Below are 17,255 nucleotides of genomic sequence, written 5' to 3'. Positions count from 1 at the left end.
CAGTGACGGCGGCCGGCACCGGCAACGCCCCACCCGTTGCCACCGCCCAGCCGGGTCTCCCCCGCGAGGTCTACGTCCTCAGTGTCGTCGGTGGCTGCGTCATGCTCGGCCTGGGGCTGGTGCTGCCGGTGCTCCCGGTGTACGCGGCGACGTTCGGGGCGGGGCCCACCCGGATCGGCGTGCTCGTCGCCCTGTTCGCGTTGCTGCGGCTGGCCGCCAGCCCGTTCTGCGGCCGGCTCGGCGCCCGGTTCGGGGAACGGCGGGTCCTCGTCGCCGGCCTGCTGCTGTGCGCGGTCTCCTCGGCCCTCACCGCGTTCGCCTCGTCCTACGGGCAGCTGCTCGTGTTCCGGGGTCTCGGCGGCGTCGGTTCGGTGCTGTTCTCGGTGTCCGCCCTGGCGACGCTCCTGGCGGTCGCGCCGGCCGACCGGCGGGGCCGGGCCAGCGCCGTGTTCGAGGCGGGCTTCCTGCTCGGCGGGGTCTGCGGACCGGCGCTGGGCGGGCTCCTCGCCCTCGTCGACCTGTCCACGCCGTTCCTGGCGTACGCCGTGCTGTTGCTGGCCGCCGCGGCGCTGACCCTGGCGGTGCTCCGCACCGGCCGCACCGCCGGCGCGGAGCCCGGCCGGGAGGCGGTCGGGCTGCCGGTCCTGTTGCGGGACCGCCGCTACGTGGCGGCGTGCCTCGCGGCGCTGGCGCAGGGCTGGGTCCTGTTCGGGCTGCGCGGCGCGCTGGTGCCCACGGTGGTGGTGGCCTGGCGGCACGACGTGACGTGGGTCGGGTGGGCGTTCACGACGTCCGCCGTCGTCCAGGCGCTGCTGATCGTGCCGGCGGGCCGGGTCGTGGACCGCGCCGGCCGCCGGCCCGCCATGGTCGCCGGCACCGGGGTGGCCGCGTCGGCGGTCGCCGCCCTGGCGTTCGTGGACAGCTACGCCTGGCTCGTCGTGCTGCTCTGTGTGTACGCGGCGGGTTCGGCGCTGCTCAACGCCGCGCCGGCCGCGCTGATCGGGGACGTCGTCGCGGGCCGCGCCGGCAGTGGCGTCGCTGTCTTCTCGATGTGCACCGACGTCGGCGCCGTGGTCGGGCCGGTCGTGGTCGGCCTCGTCGCCGAGCGGGTGGGCGTGCCGGCCGCCTTCGGCAGCGGCGCGGCGCTCCTGGCCGCCGCCTTCGTGGCGGCGTGGACGTTGCCAACTGTTCGGCCAATGCGAAGGAGTTGATCGATGAGCCAGCCGGATGTCCGCCACGAGCAGGGCGTGGCGATGTTCCAGCAGGTCTTCGGCCGCGAACCGCGCCCGGGGTCCTACCCGGAGTTCCTGCGGATCACCGTCGACCACCTGTTCGGCGAGATCTGGACCCGCCCGCACCTCAGCGTCGAGGAGCGCGAACTGGTGGCGCTGACCGCGGTGGCGCTGGCCCGGACCGACTGGGAGCTGCGCGGCCACATCGGCGCCGCCCTGCACCTCGGGATGTCGCGGGAGAAGATCGTCGAGGTCATCATCCAGCTCGCCTACTACGGTGGCTGGCCGGTGGCCAACAACGGGCTGCGCGTCGCCCAGGAGGTCTTTGCCGAGCTGGACGCCGCCGCGGGCAAGGACGCGGACCGTGACCGGTGAACCGTCCCCCCTCGACCCGGCCGAGAAGGTAGACCTGTGGCGTCAGCGGTTCTTCGAGGCCCAGGCCGCCGCGGAGGAGTTCATCCTGAGCGAGCACGGCGAGGAGGGCCTCGCCGCGTGGATCCAGGCGAACTCCCGGATCACCGCGGAGCTGCTGCGGGCCCAACGGCCCGCCGGGGTGTCCGCCACCGACCACTTCATGACCCGGCTGCGCAACCAGCTGATGCTGTACGACTCGGCGGTCAGCAGCGAGCCCCAGCCCTCGGGCACCGTCCTGCGCAACGCCGACTGCGGGATCCTGCGGTACCGCAAGCGGGCCGCCCGCGCCGGCGTCGTGCTGACGTTCTCGTCGCCGTGCGCGTACTGCCAGGAACTCAACACCGCCATCGCCGCCCGCTACGTGGAGCCGGACGTCACGGTGACCTGTGACCAGGCGGGCGACGGGTGCACCTGGCGCGCGGAGTCCTCTCCTCACGCACCGGCGGGGGACGCGGCCGGATCGCCGCAGCGGGGACGGGCCGGCGCGTGAACCACCGGCAGGGCCGTGCGGTCGGAGGCCGGCGACCGGCTGTTGTCGAGCGTCATGCCGAGTTGCCGGCCCACGGCCACGCACAGGTCGATCGCCGCGGTGCGGGTCAGGTCCTGGTGCTCGTTCTGGGTGACGCACGCCGACGCCACGTTCCTGTTCCGTAGGCGCAGATACCACGGGAACAGCGCGCCCAGCGCGGGCTCGGTCAGCATCGTGCGCGAGTGGACGATCGTGCCCACCAGCAGGTTGCCGAACGGGCGGTGCCGGGCGTTCATGAAGCTCTTCAGGCGTTCCTGGAAGATCTTCAGCACGGCCGGCACGTTCCCCGCGTACACCGGCATGGCGAGCAGCATCGCCTGCGCGCCCTCGGCCAGGTCGACGACGTGCGCGAAGTCGTCGTCGAGGGTGCACCGGCCCACCTCGGGATCGAGGCAGGTGTCCTCGCCCTCGCACATCGCGATGCGGTGGTCGATCAGCCGGATCCGTTGGATCTGCGCGTCGCCGACCTCCCGGACGACACCGGTGATCGCCGCTTCGAGCAGCGCGTCGGTCACCGACGGCAGACGTTTCTGCGTGCAGGACAACGCGACGATCTTCATTCGAGGGGCCTCCCCTGTCCGCTCGGCGCCAACCCGGGGCCGGCCACCTGACGAAGCCCCGTGGCCGTCACGCGGAGGCAGCCTCAACCTACCGACAGTGGGGCACCGCCGGAAGCGGTCGCACCGCTTGCGCTCCCGGCCCGGGACACCACGGCGGGACCGGTCGCGGGTCAGAGGCTGCTGCGGTAGGGCGGCATGAACCGCAGCCGGGGCATCTGGTCGGCGAGCACTCCGCCGTCGACGACCAGGTGGGTGCCGTTGATGTAGCGGCCGGCGGCGGAGGCCAGCAGCAGCAGCGCGCCGACGCAGTCGGCCGGCGTGCCGTAGCCGCCGCGCAGCGGGATCCGCTCCGCCCAGGCGGCCTCGAACGCCTGGCGGTCCAGGGGGAACTCGCCGTCGATCGGGGTGGCGATCATGCCGGGGGCGATCGTGTTGGCGGTGATGCCGTGCGGCCCCAGCTCGGCGGCGAGCGACCGGGTGAGCAGCTCGACGGCGGCCTTGGAGGCGTTGTAGTGGGCCAGCCCGGCCTCGGCCATCAGCCCGTTCTTGGAGGAGACGTTGACGATCCGGCCCGCCACGCCGTCGGCGATCATGTGTTCGGCGGCGCGCTGGGCGAGGAAGAAGACGGCGTCCACGTTCACCCGCATCACCTCGCGCCAGGCGGCGACGGTGATCTCGTTGAAGTGCTCCAGCCGGGCCACGCCCGCGTTGTTGACCAGGACGTGCACCGGGCCGCGGTCGCGGCGTACCCCGTCGAACCAGGCCGCGATCGCCTCGGTGTCGGCGAGGTCGAAGGGGTACGGGTGGCAGGCGCGGCCCTGCTCGGTCACCGCGGCCACGACCGGGTCGAGGTCGACACCGGGCCGGTCGACCACCACCACGTCGGCACCGGCCGAGGCGAGGCCGGCGGCGAACGCGGCGCCGAGCCCGCGCGCGGCGCCGGTCACCACGGCCAGCCGGCCGGACAGGTCGAAGGAGGGCGGTACGCAGGAGGTCATGCCAACCCCAGCAGGTCGAGGGACGGGCGGTGGATCAGCCGCTCGATCTGCTCGGTGTCGAGCGGGTCGAGGCCGGGGATGCCGGGCACCCGTCCCACCGCCCGCAGCCCCTCGATCGAGGCGTCGACGGTGGTGAAGGGGTAGTCGCTGCCGAACATGAGCTTGTGCCACACGCCGTAGTCCTGCACGAGCCGCAGGCTGTGCCAGAGCTGAAAGGGGCGGTAGTGCAGCGCGGACACGTCGGCGTAGACGTGCCGGTGCTTGCGGACGACCGCGATGCACTCCCCCTCGTACGGGTGGCCGAGGTGGGCGAGCACCATGCGCAGCTCGGGGTGGCGGATGGCCACCTCGTCGAGGTGCACCGGAAGCGCGTACCGCAGCGGCGCCGTGGAGACGAACGTGGTGCCGGTGTGCACCAGCAGCGGCAGCCCGTGCCGTTCGGCGTAGGCGTACAGGTCGTCGTAGGCGGGGTCGGCGGGGTCGAACCCGGCGTACATCGGCATCAGCTTGATGCCGCGCAGGCCCAGGTCGCGGTGCCCGTGCTCCAGCTCGTCGCGCCAGCCGGGCTGGGTGGGGTCCAGGGCGAGGTAGCCGACGAGCCGGTCCGGCCGGGCGGCCACGTACGCGGCCACCGCCGCGTCGTCGACCCACAGCCCGGACCGGCGGGCCTTGCCGCCGACGACGACGGTGCGGGTGTCCGCCGGTGCGGTGGCCGCGTACTGCGACCACCGCACCGTCAGGTCGACCTCGCCGCCGTGGGCCCGCGCCGCCTCGGCGGCGAACGGGTCGCCGACGTGGTCGGGGCAGTCGAACAGGTGCGAGTGCACGTCGACGATCATCGGCGGTCCCGCTTCTCCCACCCCTCGGCGAACATGTTCCAGAAGCCGTGGCTCGGCGGGTGCTCGGCGAACACCTCGTCCACCAGCTCGATGCCGAGGCCGGGCGCGGTGGGCAGGTCGATGTGCCCGTCGACCACCGGCAGGGCGCCCCGTACGGCGTCGAAGACGTAGTCCTCCAGCAGCCCGTCGAAGGTCTCCAGGATCTTGAAGTTCGGCATCCCGAGGACGGCGTGCACCGAGGCGGTGGTGCACAGCGGCGAGTTGGAGTTGTGCGGGGCGACCACCATGGCGTGCTGGTCGGCGATGGCGGCGAGCTTGCGCACCTCGGTGAAGCCGCCGGCCATGGAGAGGTCGGGCTGGATGATGTCGACGGCGTCGGTGGCGAACAGCCGGGCGTACTCGTAGCGGTTGTGGAAGTGCTCGCCGCCGGAGATCGGCATGGTGGCCCGGGCGCGCAGCTCGGCGTACCGCTCGATGTGGGTCCACGGCAGCGGCTCCTCGAACCAGCCGAGGTCGAACGGCTCCAGCTCCCGCACCAGCCGGGCGGCGGTGTGCATGGCGAAGCGGGCGTGGCCCTCGACGTACAGCTCGATCTCTGGCCCGACGGCGGCGCGGACGGCGGCGACGATGTCGATCGAGCGGCGCAGCTCGGCCCGGGACAGCTCGCCGAGGCCGGCGCCGAACGGGTCGAACTTCAGCGCCGTGTACCCCTTGGCGACGGTGGCCCGCGCCCGCTCGGCGAACGCGGCGGGCTCCCGGTCGCCGGTGTACCAGCCGTTGGCGTAGACCCGGACGCGGTCGCGGCAGGCGCCGCCGGTGAGCCGGTACGCGGGCACCCCGAGGGCCTTGCCCATCAGGTCGTAGAGGGCCTGGTCGACGCCGGAGACGACGATCCCGCCGACGTCGCCGCCGCGCAGGAAGTCGCCCTGGTACATGCGCAGCCAGATCTCCTCGACGTCGAACGGGTCGGCGCCGATCAGGTGCCGCCCGGCCATCGCCTCGGCGAGCTGGCAGGTCTCCCGGGCCCGGTACGGGTGGGTGATCTCGCCGACGCCGGTCAGCCCGGCGTCGGTGTGCACCCGCACGTAGGAGAAGTCGCGCCAGGCGGTGCCGAGGGTGAGGGTCTCCACCCGGCTGATCCGCCCGGCCGGCCCGACCGGCCGGGTCTTGTCGACGGTGAGCATCAGCGGCCCTCCCCGCCGGCGACCGCGCCGCCCATGGTGGCGGTGCCGGCCAGCTCGGTCGTCCCCCCGGAGGCGAGGGTGTCGCGCACGGCCGCCCGGGTGGCCTCGACCAGGTGGTCGATGTCGGCGTCGGTGTGCGCGTAGGAGATGTGGTTGCGCTTGAGGTTCAGCGGCAGCTCGAAGATGCCGTGCTCGGGCATCCGCCGACGGTAGCCGATGAACATGCCGGCATCGTTGCGCAGCAGGTCGTCGTAGCTGCGGGGTGCCGGGCCCGGCATGAAGTAGGTCACGAACACGGAGCCGTGCCCGGTGACCACGGCGGGGACGCCGAGGTCGGCGAGGGCCTCGGCGATGCCGGCGCGGGCCCGCTCGCCGAGGCGGTAGACGTGCTCGTGCACGGGCTCGGCGCGCAGCTTGCCGAGGGTGGCGAGGGCGGCGGCGACCACCGCCGGGTGGCCGTTGTAGGTGCCGGCGAAGAAGGCGGGCGCGCCCGGACGGGTGCTGAACAGGTCCATCAGGTCGGCGCGGCCGCCCAGGGCGCCGATCGGGTAGCCGTTGGCGATGGCCTTGCCGAGGGTGGTCAGGTCGGGGGTGACGCCGCTGATCCGCTGCCAGCCGCCCAGGTCGTGCCGGAAACCGGTGATCACCTCGTCGAAGACCAGGACGCTGCCGGCGCGGGTGCACTCGTCGCGCAGCGCCTGCAGGAACTCCTGGTCGGGCAGGAGGCAGCCGACGTTGTGCGGCACCGGCTCGACGATGACGGCGGCGATGTCGTCGCCGTGCGCGGCGAAGGCGGCCCGGACGGCGGCCACGTCGTTGAAGCGCAGCACGAGGGTGGCGTCGAGGACCTCCGGCAGGATGCCCGTGGAGATCGGGTCGGGCACGCCGACCCGGTCGGGGGCGGAGATCACGTTGAGGCTGACCGAGTCGTGCCAGCCGTGGTAGCAGCCCTGGAACTTGACCACCAGGCGTCGGCCGGTGGCGGCGCGGGCGACCCGCAGGGCGTGGAAGGTGGCCTCGCTGCCGGTGCTGGTGAGCAGCACCTTCTCGATGCTCGGGACCAGCTCGGCGAGGGTCTCGGCGAGTTGGATCTCGCCGTGGGTGACGGCCACCCCGCACAGGTCGACCCGCGTGCCGGCCTCGGCGACGGCGGCGTTGACGTCCGGGTCGTTGTGGCCGAGCAGGGGCGGCCCGAAGGCCGCGTGGTAGTCGGTGTACTGGCGTCCGTCGGCGTCCCAGAAGCGCGCGCCGGAGGCGCGGGCGATCACCATCTCGGTGAGGCCCGGGATGCTGCGCTGCCCGCTGTTGACGCCGCCGGGGATGACCCGGCGCGCCCGCTCGGCGAGGGTGACGCCGGACGGGGCCGATCGTGAATTCACACCTTCTCCTCATCGGTGCGGCGCGGCGACCCAGCCCGGTCGCGGCGCCGCGGTTTGTCCGCCGCGGGAGGAACCTAGCAAAACTTCGAACAGTGTTCGGCTATACCAAACGATGTTCGGCATACTAGGCAGGCTAAATCGCGAAGGTCAACAGCGAGGGGCCCGATTTCCGAACGGGTTTGTTACGCTGTTCGGCCTTGGCGAACAGCTTCGGCTTCCCTGCCCGAAAGAAGGACCATGACCACCACCGAAGACGGCGACAGCTCCCGCTACCTGGTCCGCAGCGTCAGCCGCGCGGCCGAGGTGCTGGAGGCGCTCTCCGCCACCGCGCCGGGCGAGGGGCTTAGCGTCACCGACGTCGCCCGCGCCTGCGGCCTGTCCAAGAGCGCCGCGTTCGCCACCCTGCACACGCTGTGCCACCACGGCCTGGCCGCCGACGACGGCGAGGGGATGAACCGCCGCTACCGGCTCGGCATGGCCCTGGCCCGCCTCGGCGTCCGCGCCCAGGAGCAGCTGTCGCTGCGCGACATCGCCCGCCCGGTGCTGACCGCGCTGACCCGCGACACCGGGCTCAGCTCCCGGCTGGCCGTCCCCGAGGGCGCCCACGCGGTCGTCATCGACCAGGTCAGCAACGGCGAGCGCATCCAGATCGAGCTGCGGATGGGCACCCGCGAGCTGCCGCACTGCACCGGGCTGGGCAAGGCGTTGCTGGCCGAGATGACCCCGGCGCAGGTGGCCGAGCTGATCGGCCGGGTCGGGCTGCCCCGGCGCACCGACCACACCATCACCGACCTGGACTCGCTCGTGGCCCACCTGCACGACGTCCGCAAGGCCGGGTACGCCCTCGACGACGAGGAGGACGCCGAGGGGGTGTTCTGCATCGGCAGCGCCCTGCGCGACCACAGCGGCGGGTGCTGCGGCGCGATCAGCGTGACCGGGCTGAAGCTCGGCCTGCCCAGCTGGCGCTACCAGGAGCTGGGCCGGCAGGTGCGCCAGGCCGCCGAGGCCATCTCCGTCCGCCTCGGCCACGTCCCGGCGGAGCAGACCCCTTGACAGCCGGTTCACCTGCTGTTTAACGTTCCCGCCAACGTCACGGCCCCGGTCGTGGCAGGTCGCGGCCCCCGGCCGCGGCCGTCTCGGGCGAACAGCTGACTCCCGTCGCGCCGCAGCCCCGGCGCCGGGCGTTCCGGTCAGCAGCTCCGCCGCCTGCGCGCCTCGCGCGTTTGCCCGACCTTCCCCCGCCCTGCGTACGCCCCGTGGCGCCCGCAGGCCCCCAGCACCGCCGCCCGGCGCCCCGCCGGACGGCTGGACCGCGAAGGTTGAGGCTCTCCATGGGTCTACTTGGCACGTCCACGCCCACCCCCCACGACCAGATGCTGCGCGTCGACACCGTCGCCGACCTGGCCCGGCTCGCCCCCGCCACGCTGGCCGCCCGCGCCCTGGTGCGGGTCGCCGGCTACCACCGCCCCGGCGACGGCGGCGGCGGCCTGCTGCGCTGGGACCCCACCAGCACCGCCGCCGGCAACGGCGGCACCGTGCACGACCCGTACCCGGGCCGCGGCGACCGGCGCGGCCGGTGGCTGGCCGTGCACGACGGGGTCGGCGACTTCCGGCGGTTCGGCATCTTCGGCCGGGAGACCCCCGCCGACGCCGCGCTGGACGCCATGGTCGGCGACCCGGCGATCCGCCGGGTCGAGGCCCACACCGACCTGCGCTTCGTCAAGCGGCACACCTTCGGCCGCAGCGACATCGAACTGGACTTCGGCGGGCACACCGTGCACACCGACGGCATCGAGCGCAACACCCACGACAACCCGTTCGGCGCGGTGCTGTACTTCCGTGGCAGGGTGACCGACACGGTGATCACCCACACCCTCACCGAGACCGTCCCCGAGCTGACCGACGTCTTCCAGGTGCCCGACTCGGGACGGTTCGCCGTCGGCCAGTGGTGGACCGCCACCAGCAACGCCCTCACCGGCGCCGACGAGCGCGAACTGCAGAAGATGGTCCAGGTCACCCAGATCGTCGACGGCACCCACATCCGGGTGGGCTACCTCAACGGCTGGACCCTGGAGCCGGGTCGCCGGATCACCTGGCAGCGGGTGGAGCCGGTCCAGCGGGCCCACGTGCGCGACATGGTCTTCCTCGGCCACGTCGCCTTCACCGGCGAGTACCCCGGGTCGGGGCCCGACGACCGCGAGTACAGCGGCTCCCACCCCGTCGCCTACGAGTACGCCGTGCGCTGCGACGTCTCCGGCATCGACGCCACCGGCACCTGGTGGCCGGTGATCATGCGCCGCTGGTGCACCCACTTCACCACCGCGAACTGCACCCTGAAGAACCCGCCGGCCGTGATGTACGGCGGCGCCGGCTACCTCACCCAGCAGATCTACTGCCTGTACGGGCACGTGGTGGACTGCCGCAGCAGCAACGCCCGGCACCTCAACGACCTCACCGCCTCGGCGTACTGCACGGTGGAGAACTGCCACGGCGACGGCGACGACGCCGGCGGCAACCCGTTCACCACCCACGGGCAGTACGAGCACGACCTGGTCTTCACCGGCAACTCCGGCCTGATGGACATCGCCAACAGCGGTGGCCAGTGGGGCATCAGCGCCAAGCGGATCACCGTCCGGCGGCACGTCTGCTCCTGGTTCGTCGCCGGCACCAAGATCACCGACCTGACCCTGGAGGACGTGCGGGTCATCCCCCGCTCGACGTTCGACCCGGCCGGCACGCTCCAGGTCAACGCCGACGGCGCGCAGCTGCGCGGCTGCTCGGCGCGGACGCTCAGCATCGCCCAGCGCTCGGCCCGGTCGGGCCGGCCCACGATCATCGCCGACTGCGACTTCGACCAGCCCGCCGGCACCGTGATCGTGCAGACCCCGGTGAGCAACCCGGTGCACTTCGTCCGCACCACCTTCCGCGGCCTCGACGGCGCGATCCTGCGCGGCTCGGGCCCGGTGCGCTTCACCGACTGCACGCTGACCGGGGCGCCCGGCGCGGCGCCGCTGCTGATCGGCGCGGCCGAGGTGGTGGTGCGCGGCGGCACCCTGACCGACACCGGCATCGAGCTGTCGGCCGTGCGCGACCAGCGCCTCGTCGTCGACGGCGGCGCGGCGGTCACCGGCACCAACGCCCGGCGGGCCCTGCTGACCCGGGCCGCCGGCACCGGGGCCGTCCGGATCGAGCTGGGCGACTACCGCAGCGCCGCGGCCGACGCGCAGACCGCGCACGTGCGCATCGACACCGGGGTCAACCGGTACCGCGCCGTCGGCGCCCGCTTCTCCGGCGGCCGGCTGACGCTCGCCGAGGCCGCCTTCGGCGCCGGCTCCACCCTGCTGCACACCGGGTGCGTCGAGGAGGGGGTCGCCCGCGAGCTGCCCGCCGAGTCCGCCCGCGTCGTCACCCGCGACAACCTCGCCCTCTGAACGCCCCCGCAGGAGGAGACACCCCCATGCACGCCGACAACGCCAACCCCGACGGCACACCCACCCACCGCCTCGCGCCGGCCTCCCGCCGCGCCGTGCTGCGCGCCTCCGGGCTCGGCGGGCTCGCCCTCGCCGGCACCGCCCTCGCCCTCTCCCCCGCCACCGCCGCCCCCGCCGCCGCCAAGCCGGACGGCCCGCCCGCCCCGCCGACCCCGCTGGCCCCCGGCCTCAACGGGGTGCTGCACGTGGGCACCGTCGCCGCGCTGCTCGCCATCAAGCCCCAGACCCTGCGCGCCGGGCAGGTCGTGCACATCGACGGCTACCACGCCGCCGGCGACGGCGCCGCCCGCCTGCTCCGCTGGGACGCGGCCAGCACCGCCCCCGCCAACGGCGGCACCGTCCTCGCCCCCGACGGCAACCGGCCCGGCCGCTGGCTCCAGCTCCACGACGGCGTCGTCGAGTTTCGGCACTTCGGCATCTTCGACGCCGGCACCCCCGCCGACGCGGCCCTCGACGCGATGGTCACCGACCCCACCGTGCACCGCATCGAGGCCCACTCCGACCTGCACTTCGTCCAGCGGCACCGGTTCACCCGCAGCGACCTGGTGCTCGACTTCGGCGGGCACACCATGTCCACCGACGGCATCGCCGACGCCGGCCGCGACGACCCGTTCGCCGCCGTGCTGTTCTTCCGGGGCAAGGTCACCGACGAGGTACGCACCCACACCCTGACCGAGGCCGTCCGCGAGGGCTGGGACTCGTTCCAGGTCGCCGACTCCGCGGCGTTCGCCGTCGGCCAGTGGTACGCCGTCGAGGTCAACCGGCTCGCCGGCACCTGGGAGCGGGAGCTGCAGAAACTCGTCCAGGTCACCCAGATCGTCGACGGCACCCACATCCGGGTCAACTACAAGAACGGCTGGGAGTTGGCCGCCGGCCGCACCCTCACCTGGACCCGGGTCGAACCGGTCAGCCGGGTGCACGTGCGCAACCTCGTCTTCACCGGCAACGGCGCGGACCAGTACACCGGCTCCCACCCGGTCGCCTACGAGTACGCGGTGCACTGCGACGTCGCCGACATCGACGCCACCGGCACCTTCTGGCCGGTGATCATGCGGCGCTGGTGCACCTACTTCCACACCGCCCGGTGCACCCTGAAGAACCCGACCTCCGTGACCTGGGGCGGCGCCGGCTACCTCACCCAGCAGATCTACTGCCTGTACGGGCACGTCGAGGACTGCCGCACCTCCAACGCCCGGCACCTCAACGACTGGACCGCCTCCGCGTACGGGTACGTCACCAACTGCCACGGCGACGGCGACGACCAGGGCCCCTTCGTCACCCACGGCCAGTACGAGCACGACCTCGTCTACACCGGCAACTCCGGGCTGATGACGTTCGCCAACTCCGGGGCGGCCTGGGGCTCGGCGGCGAAGCGGATCACCGTCCGCAAGCACGTGTGCTCCTGGTTCGTGGCCCGGGTCAAGGTCACCGACCTGACCCTGGAGGACGTCCAGGTCATCCGCAAGGCCGGGCTGGCCGGCTCCGGGATGCTGTGGGTCAACGCCGACGGGGTGCAGCTGCGCGGCTGCTCCGCCGACGACACGCTGATCATCTCCCAGCAGTCCACCCGCTCGCAGCGGCCCAACGTCATCGAGGGCTGCTCCTTCACCCTCGCCACCGCCGGCACCGACGTGGTGCAGGCCAACGTCACCACGCCGGTGCACCTGGTCCGCACCACCATCCGCGGGGTCGACGGGCACACGTTCAGCGGCACCGGGCGGCTGCACCTGACCGACGTGACCCTCGTCGGCGCGCCCGACGCCGCGCCGGCCACCGTCAAGTCCGCCGACCTGCGCGTGCACGGCGGCACCCTCACCGACACCGGCATCCGCCTCGCGGGCACCGCCGACCAACGGATCACCGTCGGCGGCGGCGCGGTGCTCAGCGGCACCAACTCCGCCGGGGCACTGCTGTCGCGCGCCGCGGCCACCGGCGTCGTGCGGTGGGAGCTGGGCGGCTACCTCAGCACCACCGCCGACGCCGGCACCGCGCACGTCGCCGTCGACGCCGGCACCAACCGGTACTCCGCCGTCGGCGTCCAGTTCACCGGCGGGAAGCTGCGGCTGGCCGACGCCGGCTTCGGCGAGGGCTCGTACCTGCACCACACCGGGTGCGTCGAGGAGGGCGTGTCCCGGGAGCTGCCCGCCGCCGGCCCGCGCGTCCGCGACGCCGGGAACCTCACGGTCTGACCACCCCACGACGAGAGAAGGCGAGGAGCCAGGTGCGACAGCAGGACCGGCCGGTGCGGGTGGCGCTGGCGGGCGCGGGCAACCGGGGCCAGACGTACGCCCGCTGGGTGGCCGCCAACCCCACGCGGGCGCGACTCGTCGCGGTCGCCGACCCGCGTCCCCACCAGCGGGGTCTGATCACCGCCGCCCACCCGGGCGCGGCGGAGTTCGCCGACTGGCGGGACCTGCTGGCGGCGGACCTGGCGGCCGACGCGGTCGTCGTCGCCACCCAGGACCGGATGCACGTCGAGCCGGCCGTCGCGTTCGCCAGGGCCGGCCGGCACCTGCTGGTGGAAAAGCCGCTCGCGCCGACGGCCGACCAGTGCCGCGAGATCGTCGACGCGGTACGCGCCACCGGCGTGCTCTTCGCCGTCTGCCACGTGCTGCGGTACACCCCCTACACCGACCTGGTGAAGCGGGTGGTGGACAGCGGGGTGCTGGGCGAGATCGTCAGCGTCCAGCACCTCGAACCGGTCGGCTGGTGGCACTACGCACACTCCTACGTGCGCGGCCCCTGGCGGCGGGAGGAGCTGGCCACCCCGATGCTGCTGGCCAAGTCCAGCCACGACCTGGACTGGCTCGGCTACGTCACCGGCCGGCGCATCGAGCGCGTCGCCAGCTTCGGCGGGCTTCGCCACTTCCGGCCCGACCAGGCGCCGGCCGGCGCGGCCACCCGGTGCCTGGACTGCCCGGTCGAGCCGGGCTGCCCGTACTCCGCGCCGAAGCTGTACCTGCCGGTGCTGCGGGAGCACGGGCCGGTCTGGCCGGTCAGCGTGGTCACCGACGGCACCGACGAGGCCGCGCTGGTCGAGGCGCTGCGCACCGGCCCGTACGGGCGGTGCGTGTACTCCGGCGACAACGACGTCGTCGACCACCAGGTCGTGGCGATGGAACTGACCGGCGGCGTCACCGCCACCTTCACCATGGCCGCCTTCACCGAACAGACCCACCGGCAGACCCAGCTGTTCGGCACCCACGGCTCCCTGTCCGGCGACGGCGAGCGGGTCCGGGTGCACGACTTCCGCACCGACCGGATCGAGGTCCTCGACGCCGGCACGGTCGGCGGGTCCACCGCCGCCGACGACCACGGCGGCGGCGACACCGGGCTGATGGACGCCTTCGTCCGCGCCGTGGCCACCGGCGACCGCCACCACATCCGGTCCGGGCTGGACGAGACCCTCGCCAGCCACCTCGCGGTCTTCGCCGCCGAGACGGCCCGGCACACCGGCACGGTCGTGACCGTGCCCGCGCAGTGAACCACTTCGAGAGGAACGCACAGATGAGACTTCGCAGGTTCGCACCGGTCGCGGCCGTCGCGCTGGCGGCCGGGCTGCTCACCGCCTGCGGCGGCGGCTCCGAGGCCGGCGGCGACAGGCAGAGCGTCACCATGTGGATCTACCCGGTGGTCCCCGACGAGGCCACCCACAAGGGCTTCTGGGACAAGCAGGTCGCCGCGTTCAAGGCCGACCACCCGGACGTCGACGTCAAGGTCGAGATCTTCCCGTGGGCCAAGCGGGAGGAGTCGCTGACGGCGGCGATCGCCGGCGGCAAGGGCCCGGACGTCGTCTACCTGATCCCCGACCAGCTCGGCAAGTTCCAGAAGATGATCGAGCCGGTAGACGACTACCTGCCCGCCGACGCGAAGGCCGACTACCGGGAGAACGTCCGGACCGCCGTCACCCTCGACGGCAAGATGCTCGGCGCGCCGCTGCTGACCAGCAGCAACCCGCTGATGTGCAACGCGAAGGTGTTCGCCGCCGCCGGGCTCACCGAGTACCCGAAGACCTGGGCCGACCTGCTGGCCCTCGCGCCGAAGCTGAAGGCGAAGGGCTTCGACGCCACCAACTACTACGCCGACCCGAGCGCCACGCTCAACCAGTCCTTCTACCCGCTGCTCTGGCAGGCCGGGGGTGACGTGTTCACCGCCGACGGCACGTCCGTGGCCTTCGCCGGGCCCGAGGGCGTCAAGGCGCTGACCTTCCTCAAGCAGCTCGTCGACGGCGGCTACGTGCAGAAGGACCTGATCACCAGCATCCCGGCGTTCGAGCAGACCAACGTGGCGAAGAACAAGGTCGCCTGCACCTGGCAGCACGTCCCCGCCGACGTGGAGCAGTTCTGGGGCAAGGAGAACATCAAGATCTTCCCGCCGCTGAGCGACGTCAAGAGCGTCGGCTACGGCACCGTGGGCAGCCTGTCGATCCTCAAGGGCAGCAAGGCCAAGAAGGCCGCGGGCGAGTGGATCACCTTCGTCACCGCGCCGGCGGTCGCCTCCGCGTACGACGTCGCCGGCGGCTACTTCTCCGCCAAGACCTCCGCCGGGTCGCTGTACCCGCAGGACCCGGTGAGCACCGAGATGGAGAAGACCCTGGGCAGCACCACGGTCGGCCCGCTCCACGAGAAGAGCCGCGAGGTGATGGGCGTGCTCGCCCCCGAGATCCAGGCCGCCCTGATCGGCAAGAAGACCCCGGAGCAGGCGCTCGCCGACGCGGCGAAGGCCGCCGACGCGCTGCTCTGAGCCCCGCCGGCCCGCCGCGGTGCGGCGGCGGGCCGGGCACCACCACACCGGCCCGACCGGCCGGTGTCGAACCTGCGAAGAGGATGGCGAGATGGCCGTACCTGCTCAGCTGCCGGCCCGCAGAGCCCGGCGGGTGATCGCCCGGCGCGAGGCACGATGGGGTCTGCTCTTCGTCCTCCCCGCGTTCCTGCTGTTCCTGGCGTTCCGCTTCGGCCCGGCGATCGCCGGCCTGGTGCTCGGCTTCATGGACTACACGATCGGCGGCGACGCCGAGTGGACCGGGCTGGAGAACGCCCGGCGGCTGGCCGACGACCCCGTCTTCTGGCAGGCGCTGCGGGTCACCGCCGGCTACACCGTGCTGTACGTGCCGCTGACCGTCGCCGCGTCGGTCGGGCTGGCGCTGCTGGTCCGGCGCGGCTTCCGTGGCGTCGGCCTGTTCCGGTCGGTGTTCTTCCTGCCGGTGGTCACCAGCCTGGTGCTGGTCGCCACCATCTTCTCCTGGGTGTTCTCCTCCGACGGCCCGTGGTCGCGGATCCTCGGCTGGGTCGGCCTGCCCGACGACTCCTGGCTGGCCTCCAGCACGCTGGTGCTACCGGCGCTCGCCCTGGTCGGCGTCTGGTCGCACTTCGGGTACGGCATGCTGATCGTGCTGGCCCGCCTCCAGGACCTGCCCCGCGAGCAGGAGGAGGCGGCGCTCACCGACGGCGCCGGCCCGTGGCAGCGGTTCCGCTGGATCGTGCTGCCCCAGCTCAAGCCGGTGCTGTTCTTCCTGCTGGTGATCGAGACGACCGCCTCGTTCCAGGTCTTCGACCTGGTGTACGCGATGACCGGCGGGGGCCCCGCCCGCGCCAGCTACACCCTCGTCATGGCCCTGTACGACCAGGGCTTCAAGTATTTCGACCTCGGCTACGCCAGCGCGATCGGGGTGGCCCTGTTCGTGATGACGCTGGTCGTCGCGCTGATCCAGCGGCTGACCCTCGGGAGGGACAAGTGACCGCCACGACCACCGCCCCCGCGCCGACCCCGGTGCCCCCGCCGCGCCGCCGGCGGCGCTCGTACCGGGCGCTGCAACCCGGCCCCGGCGGCGTCGTGCTGCGCTACGTGCTGCTGGCCGTGGCCAGCGTGGTCACGTTGTTCCCGTTCTACGCGATGGTGGTGCTGAGCCTCAAGCCCGCCGCCGCCGTCGAGTTCCCCGGCAGCCTGCTGCCCTGGCCGATCGAGTTCGACGCGTACGCGACGGTGCTCGACTCGCGGGACATCCTGCGCTGGCTGCTGAACACCACCATCTACTCGGTGGTCAGCGTCGTCGCGGTGCTGCTGCTGGCCGCCATGGCCGGGTACGCGTTCGCGAAGAAGCGCTTCCCCGGCCGGGAGACCATGTTCTGGTCGTTCCTGGCGATGGTCATGGTGCCGTACCACGTCACCCTCATCCCCACCTTCATCCTCATCGCCAAGGTCGGCGGGGTCGACACGTACTGGGGGCTGATCCTGCCCACCCTGGCGAACGCGCAGGCGGTGTTCCTGATGCGGCAGTTCATCCAGGGCCTGCCCGACGAGCTCTTCGAGGCGGCGAAGATCGACGGCGCGTCCGAGTGGCGGATGTTCGTGCGGATCGTGCTGCCGCTGTGCAAGCCGATCCTGGCCACCCTCGGCGTGTTCGTCTTCCTGTGGCACTGGAACGACCTGCTCTGGCCGCTGATCATCGGGCAGAGCGGGGACATGCGCACCCTCACCGTCGGCATCGCCTCCCTGCAGAAGGAGCAGGTGCCGCTCAACGTCATGCTCGCCGGCTCGGTCGTCGCGTTCGTGCCGATCTTCGCCGCCTACCTCGTGGGCCAGCGGTACTTCACCGAGGGCGTCACGATGTCCGGAATCAAGGGATGAGT

Annotated in this window: 15 protein-coding genes; 10 read left to right on the top strand and 5 right to left on the bottom strand. The window is 72.9% G+C overall.

What is annotated here, in order from left to right:
* Positions 1 to 2: 2 nt before the first annotated feature.
* From LPU61_RS06945 to LPU61_RS06935, 3 genes are read left to right on the top strand one after another with little or no spacing between them, the layout of a single operon-like run.
* The gene (locus LPU61_RS06945) at positions 3 to 1,211 is read left to right on the top strand and encodes an MFS transporter (RefSeq protein ID WP_229404453.1); all 1,209 of its coding nucleotides are present in this window, start codon (positions 3 to 5) and stop codon (positions 1,209 to 1,211) included.
* A 3-nt stretch (positions 1,212 to 1,214) separates the two neighbouring features.
* Positions 1,215 to 1,607: a carboxymuconolactone decarboxylase family protein gene (locus tag LPU61_RS06940; RefSeq protein ID WP_052503712.1), complete on the top strand. Its 393-nt coding sequence runs from the start codon at positions 1,215 to 1,217 to the stop codon at positions 1,605 to 1,607.
* Positions 1,597 to 2,136, top strand: a complete 540-nt coding sequence (locus LPU61_RS06935) for a hypothetical protein (RefSeq protein ID WP_229404452.1) — start codon at positions 1,597 to 1,599, stop codon at positions 2,134 to 2,136. The genes LPU61_RS06940 and LPU61_RS06935 overlap by 11 nt, the downstream gene beginning before the upstream one ends.
* Here LPU61_RS06935 and LPU61_RS06930 read toward each other — a convergent pair.
* The 5 genes from LPU61_RS06930 to LPU61_RS06910 form a co-directional block, all read right to left on the bottom strand.
* Positions 2,079 to 2,735 carry a flavodoxin family protein gene (locus tag LPU61_RS06930; RefSeq protein ID WP_229404451.1) on the bottom strand — a complete coding sequence of 219 codons (657 nt, stop codon included), beginning with the start codon at positions 2,733 to 2,735 and terminating at the stop codon, positions 2,079 to 2,081. The genes LPU61_RS06935 and LPU61_RS06930 overlap by 58 nt on opposite strands.
* A 170-nt stretch (positions 2,736 to 2,905) precedes the next feature.
* Positions 2,906 to 3,733 carry an SDR family NAD(P)-dependent oxidoreductase gene (locus LPU61_RS06925; RefSeq protein WP_043962944.1) on the bottom strand — a complete coding sequence of 276 codons (828 nt, stop codon included), beginning with the start codon at positions 3,731 to 3,733 and terminating at the stop codon, positions 2,906 to 2,908.
* Positions 3,730 to 4,572 carry an amidohydrolase family protein gene (locus tag LPU61_RS06920; RefSeq protein WP_077937275.1) on the bottom strand — a complete coding sequence of 281 codons (843 nt, stop codon included), beginning with the start codon at positions 4,570 to 4,572 and terminating at the stop codon, positions 3,730 to 3,732. The genes LPU61_RS06925 and LPU61_RS06920 overlap by 4 nt, the downstream gene beginning before the upstream one ends.
* Positions 4,569 to 5,756 carry a mandelate racemase/muconate lactonizing enzyme family protein gene (locus LPU61_RS06915; RefSeq protein WP_229404450.1) on the bottom strand — a complete coding sequence of 396 codons (1,188 nt, stop codon included), beginning with the start codon at positions 5,754 to 5,756 and terminating at the stop codon, positions 4,569 to 4,571. The genes LPU61_RS06920 and LPU61_RS06915 overlap by 4 nt, the downstream gene beginning before the upstream one ends.
* On the bottom strand, positions 5,756 to 7,135 hold the full coding sequence (locus LPU61_RS06910) for an aspartate aminotransferase family protein (RefSeq protein WP_043962941.1): 1,380 nt from the start codon (positions 7,133 to 7,135) through the stop codon (positions 5,756 to 5,758). The genes LPU61_RS06915 and LPU61_RS06910 overlap by 1 nt, the downstream gene beginning before the upstream one ends.
* A 237-nt stretch (positions 7,136 to 7,372) precedes the next feature.
* On the opposite strand from LPU61_RS06910, the gene LPU61_RS06905 reads away from it, so the two are divergent.
* The 7 genes from LPU61_RS06905 to LPU61_RS06875 all read left to right on the top strand — a co-directional run bounded on the left by LPU61_RS06905 (position 7,373) and on the right by LPU61_RS06875 (position 17,253).
* Positions 7,373 to 8,188 (top strand): IclR family transcriptional regulator, encoded by an 816-nt coding sequence (locus LPU61_RS06905; protein WP_043962940.1) that lies wholly within the window; start codon positions 7,373 to 7,375, stop codon positions 8,186 to 8,188.
* A 278-nt stretch (positions 8,189 to 8,466) separates the two neighbouring features.
* Positions 8,467 to 10,566, top strand: coding sequence for a hypothetical protein (locus tag LPU61_RS06900; RefSeq protein ID WP_229404449.1), 2,100 nt, complete (start codon positions 8,467 to 8,469; stop codon positions 10,564 to 10,566).
* A 26-nt stretch (positions 10,567 to 10,592) separates the two neighbouring features.
* Positions 10,593 to 12,815 carry a hypothetical protein gene (locus LPU61_RS06895; protein ID WP_229404448.1) on the top strand — a complete coding sequence of 741 codons (2,223 nt, stop codon included), beginning with the start codon at positions 10,593 to 10,595 and terminating at the stop codon, positions 12,813 to 12,815.
* Positions 12,816 to 12,847: 32 nt separating this feature from the next.
* Positions 12,848 to 14,110 carry a Gfo/Idh/MocA family protein gene (locus LPU61_RS06890; RefSeq protein ID WP_043962938.1) on the top strand — a complete coding sequence of 421 codons (1,263 nt, stop codon included), beginning with the start codon at positions 12,848 to 12,850 and terminating at the stop codon, positions 14,108 to 14,110.
* A gap of 23 nt (positions 14,111 to 14,133) precedes the next feature.
* Positions 14,134 to 15,369, top strand: coding sequence for an ABC transporter substrate-binding protein (locus LPU61_RS06885; protein WP_043962937.1), 1,236 nt, complete (start codon positions 14,134 to 14,136; stop codon positions 15,367 to 15,369).
* A gap of 91 nt (positions 15,370 to 15,460) precedes the next feature.
* Complete coding sequence (locus LPU61_RS06880) at positions 15,461 to 16,363, top strand: carbohydrate ABC transporter permease (RefSeq protein ID WP_229404447.1); 903 nt, start codon at positions 15,461 to 15,463, stop codon at positions 16,361 to 16,363.
* Positions 16,360 to 17,253 (top strand): carbohydrate ABC transporter permease, encoded by an 894-nt coding sequence (locus tag LPU61_RS06875; RefSeq protein ID WP_043962935.1) that lies wholly within the window; start codon positions 16,360 to 16,362, stop codon positions 17,251 to 17,253. Before LPU61_RS06880 ends, LPU61_RS06875 begins: the two co-directional genes overlap by 4 nt.
* Positions 17,254 to 17,255 lie beyond the last annotated feature (2 nt).

The sequence above is a fragment of the Micromonospora sp. NBRC 110038 genome (genome assembly GCF_020884815.1).
GTDB lineage: Bacteria > Actinomycetota > Actinomycetes > Mycobacteriales > Micromonosporaceae > Micromonospora > Micromonospora haikouensis.
Note: the sequence above shows the minus strand (reverse complement) of the source record. Positions and strands in the feature narration are given on the sequence as shown.